Origin of the sequence: Janthinobacterium goodfellowi (assembly GCF_051380695.1) — a bacterium.
Classification (GTDB): domain Bacteria; phylum Pseudomonadota; class Gammaproteobacteria; order Burkholderiales; family Burkholderiaceae_D; genus Janthinobacterium.
Window position 1 is genome coordinate 877292 of record NZ_JBNYXN010000002.1, and the last position, 18546, is coordinate 895837.

An 18546-nucleotide genomic window follows, 5' to 3' on the forward strand; every position below is an offset into this window, starting at 1 on the left:
GACGATACCGGGTATGGAAGTAGGAAGACTCTGTAATAAGACGGGTGATTTTATCTGGCAATGACAATCCCCCGGGAGGATGCCCATGCCAGCACATCATTGCCTGCCGTTGCTAAACAGGCAGTGACTAATTCCAATATGGAAATATTTATAGATTACTTAGTACCGCACTGCTACACTCATTTCACCCCGGCAACATCAGGGGCAACAGCGCCGCGCCGTGCCGCCCGCATGGGTAGCGCCCACCATGGGACAACAGCTGAGGGGACATGAATATTTCAAACATACGCATCGGTGTACGCCTGACCACAGGCTTTTTGCTGGCATCGCTGTTGCTGGCGGTCGTCGTTGGCATCAGCACGTGGCAACTGGCCACGGTGAGCGGGGAAATCGACAGCAGCGTGAACCAGCGCTATGCGCGCATCGCGCAATTGCAAGCCACGCGCAACAGCACGCAGGAACAGCCTGCCCTGCGCGAGATCGACCGGCAGATCGCGGCGCAATCGGCGCAGATGCGGGCGGCGGCCGAGGCGGCCATGGCCCGCGCGCACGATACCAGCGTGCTGATCATCGCCCTGGGCCTGGTCGGCGGCGTGCTGAGCCTGGTCACGGCCTGGTTCATCAGCAGCGGCATCGTGCGGCCCTTGCGGCACGCCGTCAAGGTGGCGCGCAAGGTGGCTGGCGGCGACCTGAGCGGCAATATCCGCGTCGAATCCGGCGATGAAGTGGGCCAGCTGCTGCAGGCGCTGAAAGACATGAATGCCAGCTTGATCCATATCGTGGGCGACGTGCGCGGCGGCACGCAGGATATCGCGGGCGCCTCGGGCGAAATCGCCGCCGGCAATCTGGACTTGTCGCAGCGTACGCAGGCGCAAGCCAGTTCGCTGGAACAGACGGCCGCCGCGATGGAAGAGCTGACGGGCACCGTCAAGCAAAATGCGGACAATGCACGGCAAGCCAACCAGCTGGCGCAATCGGCGGCGGCAGTGGCCGGCAAAGGAGGCACGGTGGTGGCGCAAGTCATCGATACCATGAGCTCGATCAATGCGTCGTCGAAAAAGATCGTTGACATCATCGGCGTGATCGACGCCATCGCCTTCCAGACGAATATTCTGGCCCTGAATGCGGCCGTGGAAGCGGCGCGGGCCGGCGAGCAGGGGCGCGGCTTTGCCGTCGTGGCGTCCGAGGTGCGTACCCTGGCCCAGCGTTCGGCCGGGGCCGCCAGGGAAATCAAGCAATTGATCGGCGACTCCGTCGAGCGGGTCGACGCGGGCGCGCGCCTGGTCGATACGGCGGGCGCCACCATGCGCGACATCGTGGCCAGCGTGCACCGCGTCACGGACATCATGGGCGAGATCAGCCTGGCCAGCGGCGAGCAATTGTCGGGCATCGAGCAAGTCAATGCCGCCATCGTACAGATGGAACATGTGACGCAACAAAACGCCGCCCTGGTGGAACAGGCATCGACGGCCGCGGCAAGCATGCAGCAGCGCGCCACCCTGCTGTCAGGCACGGTGGGCATCTTCACCTTGGGCAACGAGACAGCGCCCCGGCAGGCGGCGCCGGCCATCAGCCTTGTCGCGGCGCACGACAAAACGCGTGACAGAACCGCGCCGGCACGGTCGCGCCGTCCTGCCGTTAGAGCGCGCCTGAAAGCCTGAGTTCCCGCTTACCGCTTATTGCTCATGCTACAGCTGCTTGTACATAATGGTGGTGGCGTCCAGCTGGTCGCCGGCCGGCGCCAGCGCATAGCCGGGGATGCTGCCCGCCACCACGTAGCCGAGCGACAAATACAGCGGTTCGGCATGGTCGCCGCTGCGCGTGTCCAGGGTCAGCAGGCTGCGCGGCAGCTGGCGCGCCTGCTCTTCCATCGCCCGCATCAGCTGGCGGGCGATGCCGTGCCGTCGAAAAGCGGGCGCGACCAGCAGCTTGCGCACTTCGGCCCGGTGCGCCTGGTTGGGATTGGTATCCCAGTCCAGCTGCACGGCGCCCGCCACCTTGCCTTCCACTTCGGCCACCAGCAGCAGGCGCACGCCGCGCGTCACGGCGGGCAATACATTGTCCGTCCAGAACGCCTGGCTGGCCGCCGTGTCGAAGGGCAAGATAAAACCGATGCTGGCGCCGGCGTGCACACAGTCTTGCAGCAAGGCGCCCAGTTCCGGCAGGCGTTCGAGAATATCGGTGGATGAGAAATGGCGTAGCGACAGGGACATATCAACCTCAGACGATGAACAAAAAATAGCGGGCGCCGCTGTCGGCCGGCGTCGTAAATGCGCTGGCGCCATGCAACTGGTAGCGCAGGCAATCGCCGGGCATTAAATCGTGCGCGCGGCCGTCGACCGTCACGCTGAGCTTGCCGTCTTGCAGCAGCAGATGGTGTTCCATGCCGGGCCGGGGCGAGGCGGCATAGCTGATCGTCACGCCCGCGCCGAGCTCGCATTCGAGCGCCTCGCCGGCCAGCGCGCGTGACGGGGGCGAGACGGAACGGCGGACAAAGCCGGTGTCCGGATCCGTCCACACGGTTTGCTCAGCCCGCCGCAGCAGGGGTGGAAAATCGTCCTCGACCATGCGCAGCAGGCGCGACATGGCCAGGCCGTAAGCGGCGCACAGCTTGCCCAGCACGGCCGTGGTCGGGCTGACGTCGCCATTTTCCAGGCGGGATAAGGTCGCGCGGCTGACCTGGCTGGCGCTGGCCAGCTGGTCCAGCGACCAACCTCGCTCCACGCGCAACTGCCTCAAACGCGTCGACAGCCGCTGTTCCGTATCGCTTTCTGCGGGCATTAGATTTTCCATATATGGGAATTTATTCCGCATATGGAAAACAGTCAAGCAGTTTTCCCCTCTCAACCTGCCATGCGCGATGCATGGCGGCACAATTCCAAGAAACCCGTCAAACGGGGCGAGAGGATTTTCTTCGATTGGCGGATCAGATAGAAATTGCGCTCCAGGGGCGGCAGCATGGTTTCCAACTCTACCAGTTGCCCGCTGGCCAGCAAATCGGCCACGACGACCCGCGACAGGCAGGCGATGCCGAGACCGGCCGCCGCGCCATACTTGATCGCTTCCGAATTGCTGAACTCGCCCGCAGCGCGCAGGTAGTGCAGGTACGGCACCAGCGCCTGCTCCACCGCTTCGCGCGTGCCCGAGCCCGCCTCGCGCAGCAGCCAGCCCGCCTGGTTCAGTTCCGCAAAACTGAGCAGGTGGCGCAGCTGCGCCAGCGGATGCGCGGGCGCGGCCACGATCAGCATCTGGTCCGTCAGCCACGGCTCCACCAGCAAGCCCGGCTCGTGGCACGGCCCTTCGATCAGGCCGATATCGACACGGAATTCCGCCACGGCGGCGGCGATGTCGGCCGTGTTGGCGATCGTCACCTGTGGGATGCTGCGCCCGTACTGCTGCGCCGCCTGGGCCAGGATCTGCGGCAGCAGATAGATGCCGATGGTCGTGCTGGCGCCGATCTGCAGGCTGACGGGCACGGACGGGTCGGCGCCCGCGAACTGGCGCTCGATGCTGGCCGCCGCGTCGCGCATCTGCCGCGCCTGCGGCAACAACAGGCGGCCATTGTCGTTGAGCAGCAATCGCTTGCCCACGCGGTCGAACAGTTGCGCGCCGAGCAGGGTTTCCAGCTCGTTCAGGGCCGCGCTGGTGGCCGATTGCGACAGAGCAATCTGTTCGGCGGCTGCGCTGGTGCTGCCCGTGTCCGCCACGGCCAGGAAAATCTGCAGTTGCCGTAACGTAAGCGCCATCTCATATACTCATTTAATAGGTTAAACATACAAAAACAATCCGTTTTACCATTTAATCGACGAACTGTACAGTCATGCCATACGAACCAAGAACCATGGAGTACGGCATGTCTTCTCTCTCAACAACTAATACCACCGGTTTCAGCGACCGCTATGGCCGCCTCTTGCCAGGCCTGCTGCTGAGCGGCGTGATCGCCTGGGGCGCCATCGTGCTGGGCAAGCTGGAATGGATGCAAAGCCATGGCATGAGCGCGCTGACCCTGGCCATCATGCTGGGCATTGTGCTGGGCAACAGCGTGTATGGCCGCCTGGCACCCACTTGCGGCGCGGGCGTGGCCTTTTCCAAGCAGACGTTATTGCGTCTTGGCATCATCCTGTATGGCTTCCGATTGACGTTCCAGGATATCGGGCAAGTGGGCCTGGCCGGCATCGCCATCGACGCGCTGGTGCTGACGTCCACGTTTGGCCTGGCCATGTTCCTCGGCACCAAGGTGTTCAAGCTGGAACGCAACAGCGCCATTCTGATCGGCGCCGGCAGTTCGATCTGCGGCGCGGCGGCCGTGATGGCGACGGAGCCCGTCGTCAAGGGACGCAGCGAAGACGTCACTGTCGCCGTCTCCACCGTCGTCGTGTTCGGCACTATCGCCATCTTTTTGTACCCCGTGCTGTACCAGCTGAACCTGGGCTGGCAAGTGCTGGGCGCCACGCCCACGGCCTTTGGCGTGTACATCGGCTCGACCGTGCATGAAGTGGCGCAAGTGGTGGCGGCGGGCAAGTCGATCGGGCAAGAGGCGGCGAATGCGGCCGTAATCGCCAAGATGGTGCGCGTGATGATGCTGGCGCCCTTCCTCGTCATCCTGTCGGCCGTGCTGGCGCGCGGCAAGGCCAAGGCCGGTGGACACGACAAGGCGGCCAAGCTGGCCATCCCCTGGTTCGCCTTCATCTTCATCGGCGTGGTAGCCTTCAATTCGCTGGGCCTGTTGCCAGCCGGCACCGTGGCCAACATTACCGAGTTCGACACGGCCCTGCTGGCCATGGCCATGGCGGCCCTGGGCTTGACGACGCACATGTCGGCCATCCGCCGCGCCGGCATCAAGCCCCTGCTGCTGGCCGGCCTGCTGTTCTGCTGGCTGATCGCCGGCGGCGCCGCCATCAACCATGTGGTCGCCAGCCTGTTTGCCTGACCTTGAGCCTGATTCAGGCCGGGGCCGCTGACACGGGAGCCGAAAACTTCGTACAATACAGGTGTTTTGACTCCCCAATCCGGCTTCGGCCCCACCCAGGAACATCCATGCACCTCTCGAACTGGCTGCTTTTCTGCAGCGTCGCCCTGCTCGTCACGTTTTCTCCCGGTCCGGCCGTCTTGCTGGCCATCTCGAATGCCATCGCCGTCGGCCCGCGCCGCGCGATGATCAGCAGCATGGGCAATGGTTTTGGCTTGTTCATCATTTCCGGCGTGGCCATGGCCGGCATGGGCGTCGTGCTGGCCACCTCGGCCACGGCCTTCATGCTGCTGAAACTGGCCGGCGCCCTGTATCTGGTCTTCCTGGGCATCAAGCAATGGCGCAGCAAGACCAGCGTCGTGGCGGAGGCCCCCGTGATGCAAGGCGCGGCGAATCCCAATTCATTCTGGAAACTCTTCCGCCAGGGCTTGACGGTCGCGCTGACCAATCCGAAAGCCATCCTGTTCTTTTCGGCCCTGTTTCCGCAATTCATCACGCCGGGCGAACCGGTGGCCATCCAGTTCACCGTGCTGACGACCTCGTTTGTCGCCTGCGCCATGCTGGCCCACCTGTTTTACGCCAACCTGGCGCGGCTGCTGAAAACCCAGCTGGCCACGCCGGGCCGCGCCAAGCTGTTCAACCGCATCACGGGCGGCGCCTTCGTGCTGCTGGGCCTGAGCTTGCTGCGCCTGCGCAGCAAGGCAGCATAAGGTCACTGCGCCGATAGAAACGCCTCGATGCTGGCCGCCAGGGCCAGCGGCGTTTCATTCATCGGATAGTGTCCCGCATTGCCCAGCACCTCCAGCCGGGCTTGCGGGTACCACGCCAGATACGTGCGGCGCATTAAGTCCGCATCGAAGCGGGGGTCGTGCTCCCCCACCAGCGCCAGCAAGGGCAGTTTCGACGCCGTTGCCCGCACTTCGCCGCTGAAATCCGTTTCGCTCCACGCGAGAAAATAGGCGGCAAACGCGGCCTGATCCGCACTTTCCCACGAATACCGCGCCTTCCAGTCCAGCCAGGTACCCGACAAGCGCCCGCCCGTGCTGCGATCGATGATCGCGCGCCGCGCATCGATATTCGCGCCGGCAGCGAGAAACAGTTGCCGGGCCGCCCCATCGAACGCCACGCCGCAGCTGGGTACGGGCGCCACGGCCACCAGCTTGCGCAAACGCAAAGGCGCCAGCAAGGCCAGCCGTTCCAGCGCCATGCCGCCCATGGAGTGACCGACCACGCTGAACGTGGCAAAGCCCAGCGCATCGGCCAAGGCCAGCGCGTCACGGGCGACCTCTTCCATCGAATACTCGCCCGCCGCGCCGCGCATGCCGCCATAGCCGCGATTGTCCATGAAGACATAGCTGAAGGCGCCGCCATCGAGGGCCGTTTCCATCGGCGCGAACGCGTGCGCGTCGCCAAACCAGCCGTGCAGGACGATGACGGCGTGGGGTCCATGGCCCACGCGATGATAGGTATTGTGCATATGCATCCTTGAAGGAAAAGTCTGCATGGTAGTGGCACAGGCAACGGCCCGCCTTCGATGGAAGGTCAAATACTGTAGAGTACGGGCCATGGATGATTTTTATACAGAAGTGCCGCGAACACTGATCGCCACCGCGCGCGACCATGCTCCCGGCGAGATATTTCCCAGTCACAGCCATGCACGCGGGCAATTCGCCTATGCCGCGCGCGGCGTCATCAGCGTGCACACGCCGCAAGGCAACTGGCTGGTGCCGCCGCAACGCGCTTGCTGGGTACCGGCCGGACTCGTCCACGGCATGCGCATGCAGGGCGCCGTCACCATGCACAATGTGTTTATCGATCCGCACGCCGTCGCCGGCATGGATTTGCCGCCCGATTGCCAGGTGCTCGATGCCACGCCGCTGCTGCGCCAGCTGCTGGCCGAGGCCGTGACCGTCGATGCCTTGTATGTGCAGGCATCGCGCGCCGGACGATTGATGGCCTTGCTGCTTGACGAGATCGCCGCTGCCAGGCCCCTGCCCCTGAGCGCGCCCCTGCCGCAGGACGCCAGGCTGGCGCGGCTGTGCATGGAATTGCTGCGGCAACCGAGCCTGGACAGCGGCCTCGACGCGATGGCGGCGCAGGCAGGCATGAGCCGGCGCACGTTCACCCGGCAATTCCGCGCCCAGACGGGGCTGCCCTTTGCCCAATGGCGCCAGCAAGCGTGCCTGCTGGCCGCCATCACGCGGCTGTCCGAGGGGCAAGCCGTCACCCGGGTCGCGCTCGATCTCGGTTATGCCAGTCCCAGCGCTTTTACGGCCGCCTTCCGCCGCGTGCTGGGCCAGGCGCCCAGCGACTATTTAGCTTAGGAAATGATGGCGGCGATGCGCCGCGCCAGTGCCTGCGCCAGTTTCTGCACATGGTAGCCGTCGACAAAGCCATGGTGGGCCTGCGCGGAAAACGGTATCCGCATGCGGCCATCGTCCTGCGCGGGGCCGAATTTACCCCAGGTAAAGGTCGGGATGTCGGCGTCGCGGTGGCGGCAGACCGGGTGCTCGATGGCCGCCAGCTCCAGCCATGGCAGGCAGGTGATGAAGATATTGTTGCGCTGCTCGCGTTCGCTTTGTCCCTCGCCCGTGTTGATCAGCGCGGTGCTCGCTTCCGCGAGGCGCTTGGCTTCCAGGCTGCGTTCGATGAAGAGATCGAGCTGGTCCGTCATGGTAAAACGCGTGTAATTGAGGTTCTCGTCGCCATTGATGACGGTGTAGGACGCGGGGAAATCGTCGATACGGATCACTTCGCCCTGGCAGATGCGGTACATGAAATTGTCGATATCCTTGACCGTATTGAGCAGGCAAAACAGGAAAAAGTGAAACACGGGGATGTTCCGTTCCTTGCACCAGGGCCGGAAATCCGGCACGTCGAGCTGGAAGTTGATGTTGACGAGGGGATTGTCAAACGCGCGGAACAAGTCGTAGCGGTCGCGCCGCTTTTCAAAATTTTTGGCTCTGTCCCCGCTAAGTAGGGGAAGTCCGGGAATCTTCCTGTGTCCTTGCTGTCTGACTGTGCATCGCAGACAAACGGGAGCCTTCCATGCAGACCGGTCAATGGCACACCTTCATCGCCCAGTTCGCCGCACTGAACCGTCGCCAGCGCCTGGCGGGTATCGCTCTGCTGCGAGGAAGCGCACCGCAGGACGCTGCCGTGGCACTAGTCGAAAGCGTGGCCCGGCAGCGATTGCACTGTCCTGCCTGCAATGGCAATCATGCTCACCGGCATGGCCATGCGCACGCACTGCAGCGCTACCGTTGCGTGCCGTGCGGCCGCACTTTCAATGCGCTCACCGGCACGCCGCTGGCGCGCTTGCGCCATAAATTACTGTGGCTCGATTACGCTGATTGCCTGCTGGCATCGGATTCCGTGCGCAAGGCGGCGTTAGCGCTGGGCGTGCACCGCAACACCACCTTTCGCTGGCGCCACCGGTTTTTATCGTTGGCAAAGACGGACCGGCCGCATTGCCTGCATGGCATTGCCGAAGCGGACGAACTGTATGTGCTCGAATCGGAAAAGGGAGCGCGACATCTGACCCGTCCGGCGCGCCGCCGGGGCGGTCATGCCAGCAAACGTGGCATTTCCGATGAGCAGGTCTGCATCCTGGTGGCGCGCGACCGCACAGGACAGACCCTCGATTTCGTCACGGGAAAAGGGGCGCTGACGAAGGCGCAGGTGCGCCATTATTTGTTGCCCATGATCGACAAGGATATCCTGTTGGTCACCGATGGCCATGCCGCCTATCGCGCCTTTGCCCGTGAAGCGGGGATCAGCCACCAGGCCGTCAATTTGCGCGCAGGCATCCGGGTGCAGGGCGCCGTGCATGTGCAGAACGTCAATGCCTATCACAGCCGCCTGCGGGAATGGCTACGCCCCTTTCACGGCGTGGCGACGCGCTACCTGCCGAATTACCTGGGCTGGCGCTGGATACTCGACGCCGGGCGCATCTGTTCGCCGGAAACATTATTGAAGGCAACACTGGGAGCATTCCCACATTTGACGGTGACATAGCCAAATTTTTCATGCGGCGAGTGTAGACGATGGGGTAATGGCGGGCAAGTCAGGCCATAGGCGCATGAAATGTTTTTTTAATATTCCTTATTCGACAGTAAATGTGTTTTCATTCTTTATCTGAATTTGGCCGCCGACCGGGATAACCCGGTCGCAAGCCTCCCCGTATCGGAAGGAATATTTTCGCCGGATTTTTTTACCCGGCCTGAGTCATCTCGTCGTCTATCATATTGGCGAACAGGTCGAAACTCAGGATACCCGTGCCGATGCATGAAAATACGGTCGTACCCGCCGCATCCTTGATCGTCAATCTCTCGGTCCAGTCATTCTGATTCATGCACTTGAGGCTGGCGCCAGGCCAGGTGACGCCGTCCACATGCAAGCCCTGCGCCGACAAGGCCAGTTCCTGTGTCTTGACATTCAGGAAATTACCGAACAAGCGCTTCTTGTACACGTCGCCGCTGCTGATGTAGCGGAAAGTCACGCGCTCGCCGTCCGCCAGCTTCTGCCTCAAGACGGGCATGCGGTATTCCAGGTAACGGGAGCGAAATCCGTCCATGAACTCGTCAAAGCGCTTGAGTTCTCCGGTAGCCCATATCCAGGGGTGGTCGGCGCCCGTGCGGTAGGCAAGGTTATTGATCATGCCGGTCATGGCGGTGGAACCGCCGGCAAACAGATACAGGTCTTCGATATCGGCAAAGGCGGCGTAGCTGCGAATGCCGTTCAATTCATGCACCACACCGTCTTCATGCAATTCAAAACGGCTTTTCCGCCGCTTGAGCATTACCGCGCGCATGACCAGCACCAGCACGGCAAGCAGCAATAGAAAAGCCGCCGTGCCGTACAAAATAGTCAAATTGCTGTGCGTGCCCAGCCTGGCGCCGTTACGCAAGGTCATGGCCTGCGTATCGGTCAGTGTTTTCTGGGACATGGTCGTGCTCAGGTACAGCACAAAACCTGCAACTGCCGCCAGGATCGCCGCAAATACCGCAAACAGCATAGGCACCGTCTTGCCATGAAAATACACGGCGAGTGCTTTATTGGTTTGCGGGATACTAAAATTGCCCATGTAATCTTCCTGTTAAATGGTAGGGAGGGTTTTACAACCCGGAGGTCGAAATATATTCGGCCCGGATTGTCCCCTATCTATTACAGGAATGGCCACACGCACGCACATTCAATACTGATTTCTTACAATAATGACCCTGATTATTGGCCGACCACGGTGATTATCTGGCATTGCAGAATTTCCCGGGCCACCTCGGCCACGCCTTCTTCCAGTTCTCCCCTTGTCGGTGCATGGGCGAAGCGTTGCAATTCCCCGTCCAATTCGAATGCCAGCTCCCGTGAATGGCGCACGATGCCCTGCAACACAAAGTACTTCCATTGATCGTCATCGCTGGCCAGCACCGTTTTGACATACGGGGCAAGGCGCGGACCGATGCCGGCCAGATACGGCAGGAGCACGCCGGCCACGGGCCAGTTCGCATCCTGCACCCACTCGAGGATCTGCGGCATGGCGGGACGGATTTCCTCCCATGGCAAGGCGGTCAGGGCTTGCGCATTGCCCGTATCGTGTTTATCGCGCGGCAATGGCAGACTCATGCGAGGTATCCTGTCATGCGGCGGCGCCATGCGCCAGGCCCCGCTGCACCTTCCACGCCAGCGGCAAGGTCAGCAGCAATACGGCCGCCAGCGCCAGCAGGGCCGTGGGCACGCTCGTATGGTCGCCCAGCGCGCCGAACAGCACGGGCGACAGCGCCCCGCCGCCGATGCTGCCCGTGTAGAACAGGGCGAACGCGTGCTCGCGCTTGCCCGGCTCGGCCAGTTCCGGCACCACGCCGTACAGCACGGACGAGGTGCCGTTCAGCGCCAGCCCCAGCAGGGGCAGCATGGCCATGATGCCGGCCAGCGGCAGCCACAGGGCCGCGACGATCAGCAGCGAGGTCATCGATTCCGTCAACCACACGGTCTTCATCATGCCGATGCGCGCGCCCAGATAACCGCACAGCAGCTTGCCGAAGGCGCCGCCCACGAACAGCAGCGATAGCGCCACGCCGATGCCGGCCGTGCCCGCCCCCTTGCTTTTCAACAAGAACGGTAAAAAGGTGAGAAAACCCATGCGCACGGCGCTGTCCAGGGTGCCCGTCGCCAGCAGCGCGCGAAAGCTGCCTTTGGCGCCGCTGCCAGTGATGGGTTTGACCGCTTTCTTCTGGCTGGCCTGGATCTCTTCCGGCTTCGGCAGCAACCACCACAGCAAGCCAGCCGCCGCCAGGCCCAGCAAGCCCAGCAGCGAGACGCTCGCTTGCCAGCTGCACACGAGCAACAGCAAGCCCACCAGCGCGGGAATCAGGGTCTTGCCGATATCGCCGGCAAAATTGTAGTGCGACAGCGCTTCCTTCACGCCGCCGCCCGCCTCGTGCGTATCGGTGACGATGGACGAAGCCAGCGGATGCTGGGTGCTGGCGCCCAGGCCGCCTAGCAGCAAGGCGATCAGCAGCACGGCCAGGCCGCCCGCCTGCCCCGCGATCAGGTAGGCAATGCCGGCCAGCGCCGTGCCGCCCACCAGCATGCGCTCGCGTCCCCAGCGCCTGGCCAGGCGGCTGGCCAGCAGCTGGAAACCGGCCATCATGCCCGAGTACGACCCGCGCAACAGCCCCACCATGGCATAGCTGATGGCAAACTGCGCCTGCCAGATGGGCAGCAGCACGTAGATCACGTCCGTCAAGCCGTCATGCACGGTATGCGCGCTGCAGGCGGCGAACAGCGAGCGGCGGCGGATCGATTTATCGGAGGAAGGTGCTTCGGGGGACAACGCGGCGGTGTGCGGGTCGGTCATGGCTCTGCGGCTGAAAATCGGAAGAGATAGCCAGTATATAAGAGTAGAGACTCATCCGTATGTCGCCGCGGCTTATCCCTGCGGATGGATCAGCGCATTGAGCACCATGTCTTCCCACTTGCCGGCAATTTTCAGGTAGGCCCTGGCATAGCCTTCCCGCTCGAATCCCAGCGTGCGTAACAGGCGCTCGCTTTTCACGTTGGACGGCATGTGGTTGGCCATGATGCGGTGCAAGCCAAGTTCCTCGAAGGCGTAAGCGATCCCCGCCGCCGCCACTTCGCGCATCAGGCCCCGTCCTTCGCAAGCCTTGGCGACAGAGTAGCCGAGATTGCAGGCCTGCAGCGCCCCCCTGACGATATTCGTGAAGTTGCATCCGGCGACCATCGTGTCCGAGTCGCGGCCGATGGCGATGAAATTGACGGCATTGCCATCCAAAAATGCGCGACAGGCGCTCGCGGCACGCGCAGCGCAGGCCTCCACGGTGTAGAACTGGCTGTCGCGTTCGGGTTCCCACGGCGCGAGGTGATGCCTGTTTTCCTGCTGATAGGCAAGCAGAAGGTGCGCATTGCCAGGGTGCAGCAAGGTCAGGATAGTCCATGGCGTTTCAATGAGGGGGAATGGCTGCATGGGTATCCAGAGTCGGGCGTCGTCACGGCACTCTGCGGTATCCGGCATGGCGCGTCAATACCATCGCGGCAAACCTGCCCTTGCGCCCCATCAAGGCGGCGCAAGCGCATTTGCCTGACTTGCCTGCCTTACTTGGCCATCGCGTCCTTGGCCATGCCATCCTTTTTCATTTCATCCTTCTTCATGCCGTCTTTCGCCATGGCATCTTTTGCCATGCCATCCTTGGCCATGTGATCCTTCTTCATGTGCTTCTTGGCCATCGGCTTGTGCATGCCGTCCTTGTCCATCGCATCCTTGTGCATGGCATCGGCCGAGGCGTCCTTGGCCATCGCGTCTTTCTTCATGGCATCCTGGGCAAACGCGGCGCCCGACATGAGGATGGCGGAAGCGATGATGGCGGCGAAGGTGGAAATGGTGGTTTTCATGATATGTCCTTGTCTCTGGGTTAAATGGGCAAATGCCCGGTGTGAAAGCGACTGCGGTACTACAGGGTGCTGCTTGCTGCTGAACATAAGGAAGGCCGGGAGGTGGTCAGGGCCAGGCGCATTGCCGCAGGCAGTACGACTAGCCCTGGCCGGCTCCCCGGCCTTCCTAGGAACCGCCGAACCAGTTGTAGCCCTGGTTTTCCCAATACCCTCCCGGGTAGGTATTCGTGACGAAAATAGCCTGAATGTGCTTCGGGTTCTTGTAGCCCAGCTTGGTCGGCATGCGCAATTTCATCGGGTAGCCGTATTTGGGCGGCAATTCCTGGCCGTCGTACGTGAGGGCCATGATGGTTTGCGGATGCAGGGCCGTGGCCATGTCGATGCTCGTGAAATAATCGTCGGCGCACTTGAAGCCGATGTATCTGGCCGTCGTGTCGGCGCCCACGCGCTTGAGGAAATGGGAAAACGGCACGCCGCCCCACTTGCCGATGGCGCTCCAGCCTTCCACGCAGATGTGGCGCGTGATCTGCGTTTCCTGCGGCAGGGCGCGCAGCTGCGGCAGGGTCCAGGGCTTCTTGTCGGCGATCAAGCCGCTCAATTCCAGGCGCCAGGCGTCGCCATCGACCTGTTCCACTTCATCTTCGCCGTAATAGGCGTTGAAGGGAAACGGCCGCGTGATCATGGAGTCCGGATACGTGGGCGCCAGTTTGTTGGGGTCGAACAGCCAGCCCTGCACCCGGTCGTTGAAGCGCGAGACCGCCGTCAGGGCCGTCTCGATGCTGGATGGGTCGCTGGCGTTGCAGCCGGTCAGCAGGGACAGGCCGCCCAGGGTCAGGCTGCGCTGCAAAAACAGGCGACGCGACGGCTGTTTGATCTGGCGCAAGGCGTCGGCCAGCATGGCCTGGCCCTGCGCTTGCACGAGGATGGATTTTTTCATGCTCATCTCCTTAGCGGCCGCGCAGCATGGCGACCAGGGTACGCGGCACCAGCGCCACCATCAGCAGGTGTACGCCGACAAAGCCCGTCAGCAGCGCCATGGCGACGAAGTGGACCCTGCGCGCGCTCTCGTAGCCGCCCAGCAGTTCACGCAAGATGGGAAACTGCACGGATTTCCACAGCACCAGACCGGACAGCACCAGCACGATGCAATCGAGCATGACGAACAGATAGGCGGCGCGCTGCACCATGTTGTAGCGGCGCGGGTCCGCATGGGCCAGCTTGCCCTTCAGCGCGGCGATGAAATCGGCCAGCAGCGCTCGCGGCGACAGGGGAAAGAACTGGCGCCGCAGCCGTCCCGAGACGATATTGATGACCAGATACAGCAAACCATTGCCCACCAGCAGCCACATGGCGGCGAAATGCCATTGCAGGGCGCCGCCCAGCCAGCCGCCCAGGGTCAGCGCGCGCGGCAGCTCGAAGGGGAAGAATGGCGCCGCGTTGTAGATGCGCCAGCCGCTGGTGGCCAGCACCACCACGGCCACGGCATTGAGCCAGTGCGTCAGGCGCAGCCAGGCGGGGTGGATCACGCTCGCTTGTCCGTTCATCACATCACTCCTTTCGCGCAGGATGCCGTGCTGACGGCTTGCAGGATGGTGCTGCTGTCGGCCCGCTGCACGAAGGCGACCACTTGCAGCTGTTCGTGGCGCCAGCTGGCGGGCAGCTGGACTTCACGGCGCAGCCGGGCGCTGCCTTGCGCCAGCGCAACTGGGCCCAGCCACAGGCGCACGGCCGCATCATGGCGCAAGGTGGCGCCCCGGTTTTCGCCACGCAACACGGTCGAGACGATGCCGCTTTCGCTGATGGCGACGTATAGCTGGCCGTCCGTCCGCGCGTCCGGCGCGCTGGCATCGGCTTCCAGCAGCAGCTTCCCACCCGGCGCCGGCGCGGCGGACAGGCGGATAGCGACGGGCGCGGCGGTCGCGTTGATGCGGCGGATGGCGGCCGGCAGTTGCGTATCCCAGCCGCGCAATTCCGTGCCGCCCACGAAGAACTGCGGCGTGTAAGCCACATGGCGCGGCTGGTGGCGCAGCAGCTCGGCCTGGCGCGCATCGAATTGCGCCTGCGCCAGCGGGTCCGCCCAGCCGATCTGGTCCCAGTACGTGACGTGCAGGGCCAGCGGCACGATCAGGCTGGCCGCCCCCGCTTCCTTGCGCAAGGCGTTCAGGCGCTGGTCGGCGGGCGGGCAGCTGGAGCAGCCTTCGCTGCTGTACAGTTCCACCAGCGCCGCCGTCTGCGCACCGCTTTTGACTTCGCAGCGCTGGCCGGACGCCAGTTGCGCGTACGCGGGTGCCGTCGCGGCCCACAGGCAGAGCGGAACGAGGCTGGCGGCAAGGCGGTGCTTGATATGCATGATGACTACCCGTTATAGTGAATGAAGAAACGTGCTTGCCTGTCAATTCGCCGCACCCTGCGGATTGGTTACAGCCACCCTCAAATAATTTAAGATTTATTTTTTTCAACGCCTGTCACCAAAGGCTTGCATGCAACGAATACCAATAAGCGAGCAGTTGCACGGCACGGAATTGCGGCTGCACGGCTTGATGCTGCGCGGCCTCGACGGCGATGCGGCGGCGTATCGCAGTTTCTTGCAGGCAAGCAGCGCCCATTTGCGCGCATTTTTCCGGCGCCGCCTGCAGCGCTGGCCGGACGAGGTGGAAGACCTGGTGCAGGAATGTTTATTAGCCATCCACAACCAGCGCTTGACGTATGACACGGGCGTGCCGCTGACGTCGTGGATCCATGCGATCGCGCGCTACAAGATGATCGACTGGCTGCGCCGGCATGGTCGGCGCGAGGCACAGCACTTGCCGTATGACGAAGAAGATAGCGCGCAGGAACTGTTTTCCAGCGCCGATGCCGAGGCGGCCGAGGCCAGCCGCGACCTGGGCAAGCTGCTGGCCACCTTGCCGGCGCAGCAGCGCGACGCCATCGTGCATACCAAGCTCGACGGCTGGTCCGTGCGCGACACGGCGGCGGCCATGGACATTTCGGAAGCCAGCGTCAAGGTAGCCGTGCATCGCGGCTTGAAGGCCCTGGCGGCCCATTTAAGGATAGAAGGAAGCGCACCATGAAAACCGATGACTTGATCGCCATGCTGGCCAGCGGCCCCGACGTGGCCGCCGCGGCGCCGCCCGGCACGCACTGGCGCGCCGCAGGCACCTTGGGCGCCGGCCTGCTGGCCAGCGTGGCCTTGATGGCCATGCTGCTGGGCGTACGGCCCAACCTGGAACAGCTGGCACTGCTGCCCGATTTCTGGATCAAGGTGGGCTTTGTCGTGTGCCTGTGCCTGGCGGCCTGGCACGTCAGCCGCCGCCTGTGCGTGCCGGGCGCCAACACAAGCGCCCTGCCACTGCTGCTCGCCCTGCCACTGCTGCTGATGTGGGCGCTGGGCGCCATCATCCTGAACGAAGCGCCGCCCGAACAGCGCGCCGAGCTGTTCTGGGGCGCCACCTGGCGCAGCTGCCCCCTGCTGATCGCCATGCTGTCGCTGCCCATCCTGGCCGCCGTGCTGCGCCTGATGCGCCAGCTGGCGCCCACGCGCCTGCGCCTGGCGGGCGCCGCCGCCGGGTTTGCCGCCGGCGGCATGGCAGCGCTCGTGTATTGCCTGCATTGCCCGGAGCTGGCGGCCAGCTTCGTCGGTTTCTGGTACGTGCTGGGCATGCTGGTGCCGACCGCCATCGGCGCCGCCATCGGCCCCAAAGTGCTGGCCTGGTAAGGGCCCGGCAAGGTCAGTTGCAGACTTTGACAAAGAGTTGAATCCGTTTTTTGTAGCCGTTCGTATAAGTCAGGCAGCCTGCAGTTTCTTGGACTTGTCTGTCAACGCTAACAAAAATCGGGAGAATCGAAATGTCATTGTCATACTCGAAAACCGCACTGGGCGCCGCACTCCTGGGCAACCTTCTGGCCTTGGCCATCGCGCCAGCCGCCTACGCTTCCAGCCACCGCGAAGCGCCGTTCATCACGCAAAACCCCAAAGTCGACGCCACCGACTTCTATATGTTCCGCAGCTATGAAGCGGGCCGCGGCGCCTACACCACCCTGGTGGCCGACTATATTCCCCTGCAGGACGCCTATGGCGGCCCGAATTACTTCGCCATGGACCCCAACGCCCTGTACGAAATCCACATCGACAACAATGGCGACGGCAAGGAAGACCTCACCTTCCAGTTCCGCTTCAACAACACCATCAAGGATGGCCAGTTCACCGTGGGCGGCAAGAAAGTGTCGATTCCGCTCGTCATCAACGGCGGCGCCATCGATTCCGTCAACCCGGCCGGCCTGAACGTGCGCGAAACCTACAGCGTGACGGTGGTGCGGGGCGACCGCCGCACGGGCACGCGCAGCAGCGTGACCAACGCCACGGGCGGCGGCACGACCTTCGACAAGCCCGTCGACTACATCGGCACCAAGTCCATCCCCAACTATGCCGCGTATGCCGCGCAGCACGTCTACACGGTCAACATCCCCGGCTGCGCCACGCCGGCGCGCATGTTCGTCGGCCAGCGCAAGGACCCGTTCGTGGTGAACCTGGGCGAAACGTTTGACTTGATTAACATCAAGGCGCCCGCCACGGAGTTTGCCGCGAATGCGGAATCGGCTGCCAGGGATGACCTGGCACGCAAGAACGTCACGGCCATCGAGATGGAAGTGCCGACCGCCTGCCTGACGGCGGGCAGCGACCCCGTCATCGGCGGCTGGACCACGGCCAGCCTGCGCCAGGGACGTCTGCTGAACCCGGCGCCTGGCAGCACCGCGGCGTCGAAGGAAGGCGGCGCGTGGGTGCAGGTGTCGCGCCTGGGCATGCCGCTGGTGAATGAACTGGTCATCGGCCTGAAGGACAAGGACCGCTTCAACGCCAGCAAACCGTCGGGCGATGCGCAATTTGCCGACTACGTCACCAACCCCACGGCGCCGGCCCTGGTGGAAGTGCTGTTCGGCTCGGCAGGCGCCAAGGCGCCCACCAACTTCCCCCGCAACGACCTGGTGGCCACCTTCTTGACGGGCATCAAGGGCGTGAACCAGCCCGTCACCGTGACGGCGTCCGAAATGCTGCGCCTGAACACCTCGATCGCCCCCACCGCCGTGGGATCGCAAAACCGCCTCGGCGTCATCGGCGGCGATAACGCAGGCTTCCCGAACGGCCGCCGTCCCGGCGACGACGTGGTCGACGTGGTGCTGCGCGTGGCCATGGGCAAGCTGTGCACCTTGAACATCGGCTGCGCCCCGGCCGACGCACCGGCCGGCGCCCTGCACTTCACGGATGGCGCTTTCCTGGATGAAACCTTCTTCACGGCGGGTTTCCCTTACCTGAAAACGCCCGTGGCCGGTTCGCCACAGCAGTAACAAGGAGAACGCGATGAAAAAACTCTATCTGATCGGCGCCCTGGCGCTCGCGGCCCTGCTGGCCGGCTGCGGTGGCGGCAGCAGCAGCCACGACGGCGATAACGGCAACGGTGGCACCACGCCGCCGCCCGTGGTCTTGCTCGATGCGTTTTATGTGGCCGTCAGCAACGTCATCTTGACCACCAGCGATGACAAGGATGGCGTCGCCATCGACGCCATCATGGCGACGTCGCCGGAAGACACGGAACCGGTGCCGCTGTAAGGCCCTTGCGGGCGCCGGGGAGTCCGCTCCCCGGCGCCCGCATCAATGACTGTTGAGGGCATCC

Annotated in this window: 22 protein-coding genes; 9 read left to right on the forward strand and 13 right to left on the reverse strand. The window is 63.4% G+C overall.

Features of this window, described 5'->3' with window-relative positions; translation table 11 throughout:
- The first annotated feature begins 269 nt into the window (after positions 1-269).
- On the forward strand, positions 270-1661 hold the full coding sequence (locus ACQ4WQ_RS12025; protein WP_436497259.1) for a methyl-accepting chemotaxis protein: 1392 nt from the start codon (positions 270-272) through the stop codon (positions 1659-1661).
- Positions 1662-1688: 27 nt separating this feature from the next.
- Here the strand turns inward: ACQ4WQ_RS12025 and ACQ4WQ_RS12030 are convergent, their stop codons facing one another.
- The 3 genes from ACQ4WQ_RS12030 to ACQ4WQ_RS12040 are packed head-to-tail and all read right to left on the reverse strand — an operon-like array spanning position 1689 to position 3746.
- Complete coding sequence (locus tag ACQ4WQ_RS12030; protein WP_436497261.1) at positions 1689-2213, reverse strand: GNAT family N-acetyltransferase; 525 nt, start codon at positions 2211-2213, stop codon at positions 1689-1691.
- A 7-nt stretch (positions 2214-2220) separates the two neighbouring features.
- Positions 2221-2793 carry a helix-turn-helix domain-containing protein gene (locus ACQ4WQ_RS12035; protein WP_436497263.1) on the reverse strand — a complete coding sequence of 191 codons (573 nt, stop codon included), beginning with the start codon at positions 2791-2793 and terminating at the stop codon, positions 2221-2223.
- A gap of 50 nt (positions 2794-2843) precedes the next feature.
- A complete protein-coding gene (locus tag ACQ4WQ_RS12040) occupies positions 2844-3746 on the reverse strand; it encodes a LysR family transcriptional regulator (protein ID WP_436497265.1) in 903 nt (300 codons plus the stop codon).
- 107 nt (positions 3747-3853) lie between these two features.
- Between ACQ4WQ_RS12040 and ACQ4WQ_RS12045 the strand changes: the two genes are divergently transcribed.
- Both ACQ4WQ_RS12045 and ACQ4WQ_RS12050 read left to right on the forward strand, forming a co-directional pair.
- Positions 3854-4930, forward strand: coding sequence for a YeiH family protein (locus ACQ4WQ_RS12045; protein WP_436497267.1), 1077 nt, complete (start codon positions 3854-3856; stop codon positions 4928-4930).
- A gap of 107 nt (positions 4931-5037) precedes the next feature.
- Complete coding sequence (locus ACQ4WQ_RS12050; RefSeq protein ID WP_436497269.1) at positions 5038-5679, forward strand: LysE family translocator; 642 nt, start codon at positions 5038-5040, stop codon at positions 5677-5679.
- A 2-nt stretch (positions 5680-5681) separates the two neighbouring features.
- Here the strand turns inward: ACQ4WQ_RS12050 and ACQ4WQ_RS12055 are convergent, their stop codons facing one another.
- A complete protein-coding gene (locus tag ACQ4WQ_RS12055) occupies positions 5682-6446 on the reverse strand; it encodes an alpha/beta fold hydrolase (protein ID WP_436497271.1) in 765 nt (254 codons plus the stop codon).
- 88 nt (positions 6447-6534) lie between these two features.
- Here ACQ4WQ_RS12055 and ACQ4WQ_RS12060 point away from each other — a divergent pair, with 88 nt between their 5' ends.
- On the forward strand, positions 6535-7293 hold the full coding sequence (locus ACQ4WQ_RS12060; protein ID WP_436497273.1) for an AraC family transcriptional regulator: 759 nt from the start codon (positions 6535-6537) through the stop codon (positions 7291-7293).
- Here ACQ4WQ_RS12060 and ACQ4WQ_RS12065 read toward each other — a convergent pair.
- Positions 7290-7964: a CatA-like O-acetyltransferase gene (locus ACQ4WQ_RS12065; protein WP_436497421.1), complete on the reverse strand. Its 675-nt coding sequence runs from the start codon at positions 7962-7964 to the stop codon at positions 7290-7292. The two genes, ACQ4WQ_RS12060 and ACQ4WQ_RS12065, sit on opposite strands and share 4 nt — an antisense overlap.
- 53 nt (positions 7965-8017) lie before the next feature.
- Here ACQ4WQ_RS12065 and ACQ4WQ_RS12070 point away from each other — a divergent pair, with 53 nt between their 5' ends.
- The gene (locus ACQ4WQ_RS12070; protein WP_436497275.1) at positions 8018-8986 is read left to right on the forward strand and encodes an IS1595 family transposase; all 969 of its coding nucleotides are present in this window, start codon (positions 8018-8020) and stop codon (positions 8984-8986) included.
- 196 nt (positions 8987-9182) lie between these two features.
- Here ACQ4WQ_RS12070 and ACQ4WQ_RS12075 read toward each other — a convergent pair whose 3' ends face one another.
- The 8 genes from ACQ4WQ_RS12075 to ACQ4WQ_RS12110 all read right to left on the reverse strand — a co-directional run bounded on the left by ACQ4WQ_RS12075 (position 9183) and on the right by ACQ4WQ_RS12110 (position 15227).
- Positions 9183-10055, reverse strand: a complete 873-nt coding sequence (locus tag ACQ4WQ_RS12075; protein WP_436497277.1) for a hypothetical protein — start codon at positions 10053-10055, stop codon at positions 9183-9185.
- Positions 10056-10195: 140 nt separating this feature from the next.
- On the reverse strand, positions 10196-10591 hold the full coding sequence (locus ACQ4WQ_RS12080; RefSeq protein ID WP_436497279.1) for a DUF5071 domain-containing protein: 396 nt from the start codon (positions 10589-10591) through the stop codon (positions 10196-10198).
- 13 nt (positions 10592-10604) lie between these two features.
- A complete protein-coding gene (locus ACQ4WQ_RS12085) occupies positions 10605-11825 on the reverse strand; it encodes an MFS transporter (RefSeq protein ID WP_436497281.1) in 1221 nt (406 codons plus the stop codon).
- Positions 11826-11897: 72 nt separating this feature from the next.
- Entirely contained in the window at positions 11898-12452 is a 555-nt protein-coding gene (locus tag ACQ4WQ_RS12090) for a GNAT family N-acetyltransferase (RefSeq protein WP_436497283.1), read from the reverse strand.
- Between the two features lie 128 nt (positions 12453-12580).
- Complete coding sequence (locus tag ACQ4WQ_RS12095) at positions 12581-12877, reverse strand: pentapeptide MXKDX repeat protein (RefSeq protein ID WP_436497285.1); 297 nt, start codon at positions 12875-12877, stop codon at positions 12581-12583.
- A 166-nt stretch (positions 12878-13043) separates the two neighbouring features.
- Positions 13044-13820 (reverse strand): molybdopterin-dependent oxidoreductase, encoded by a 777-nt coding sequence (locus tag ACQ4WQ_RS12100; RefSeq protein WP_436497287.1) that lies wholly within the window; start codon positions 13818-13820, stop codon positions 13044-13046.
- 4 nt (positions 13821-13824) lie between these two features.
- Positions 13825-14421, reverse strand: a complete 597-nt coding sequence (locus ACQ4WQ_RS12105; protein ID WP_436497289.1) for a cytochrome b/b6 domain-containing protein — start codon at positions 14419-14421, stop codon at positions 13825-13827.
- Positions 14421-15227, reverse strand: coding sequence for a DUF1223 domain-containing protein (locus tag ACQ4WQ_RS12110; RefSeq protein WP_436497291.1), 807 nt, complete (start codon positions 15225-15227; stop codon positions 14421-14423). The genes ACQ4WQ_RS12105 and ACQ4WQ_RS12110 overlap by 1 nt, the downstream gene beginning before the upstream one ends.
- Positions 15228-15357: 130 nt before the next feature.
- Between ACQ4WQ_RS12110 and ACQ4WQ_RS12115 the strand changes: the two genes are divergently transcribed.
- The 4 genes from ACQ4WQ_RS12115 (at position 15358) to ACQ4WQ_RS12130 (ending at position 18482) form a co-directional block, all read left to right on the forward strand.
- The gene (locus ACQ4WQ_RS12115; protein WP_121669593.1) at positions 15358-15948 is read left to right on the forward strand and encodes a sigma-70 family RNA polymerase sigma factor; all 591 of its coding nucleotides are present in this window, start codon (positions 15358-15360) and stop codon (positions 15946-15948) included.
- Positions 15945-16592 (forward strand): NrsF family protein, encoded by a 648-nt coding sequence (locus ACQ4WQ_RS12120; RefSeq protein WP_436497293.1) that lies wholly within the window; start codon positions 15945-15947, stop codon positions 16590-16592. The genes ACQ4WQ_RS12115 and ACQ4WQ_RS12120 overlap by 4 nt, the downstream gene beginning before the upstream one ends.
- Before the next feature lie 131 nt (positions 16593-16723).
- Positions 16724-18220, forward strand: a complete 1497-nt coding sequence (locus ACQ4WQ_RS12125) for a DUF4331 domain-containing protein (protein ID WP_436497295.1) — start codon at positions 16724-16726, stop codon at positions 18218-18220.
- 13 nt (positions 18221-18233) lie between these two features.
- Positions 18234-18482: a hypothetical protein gene (locus ACQ4WQ_RS12130; RefSeq protein ID WP_230502968.1), complete on the forward strand. Its 249-nt coding sequence runs from the start codon at positions 18234-18236 to the stop codon at positions 18480-18482.
- The last annotated feature ends 64 nt before the right edge of the window (positions 18483-18546 follow it).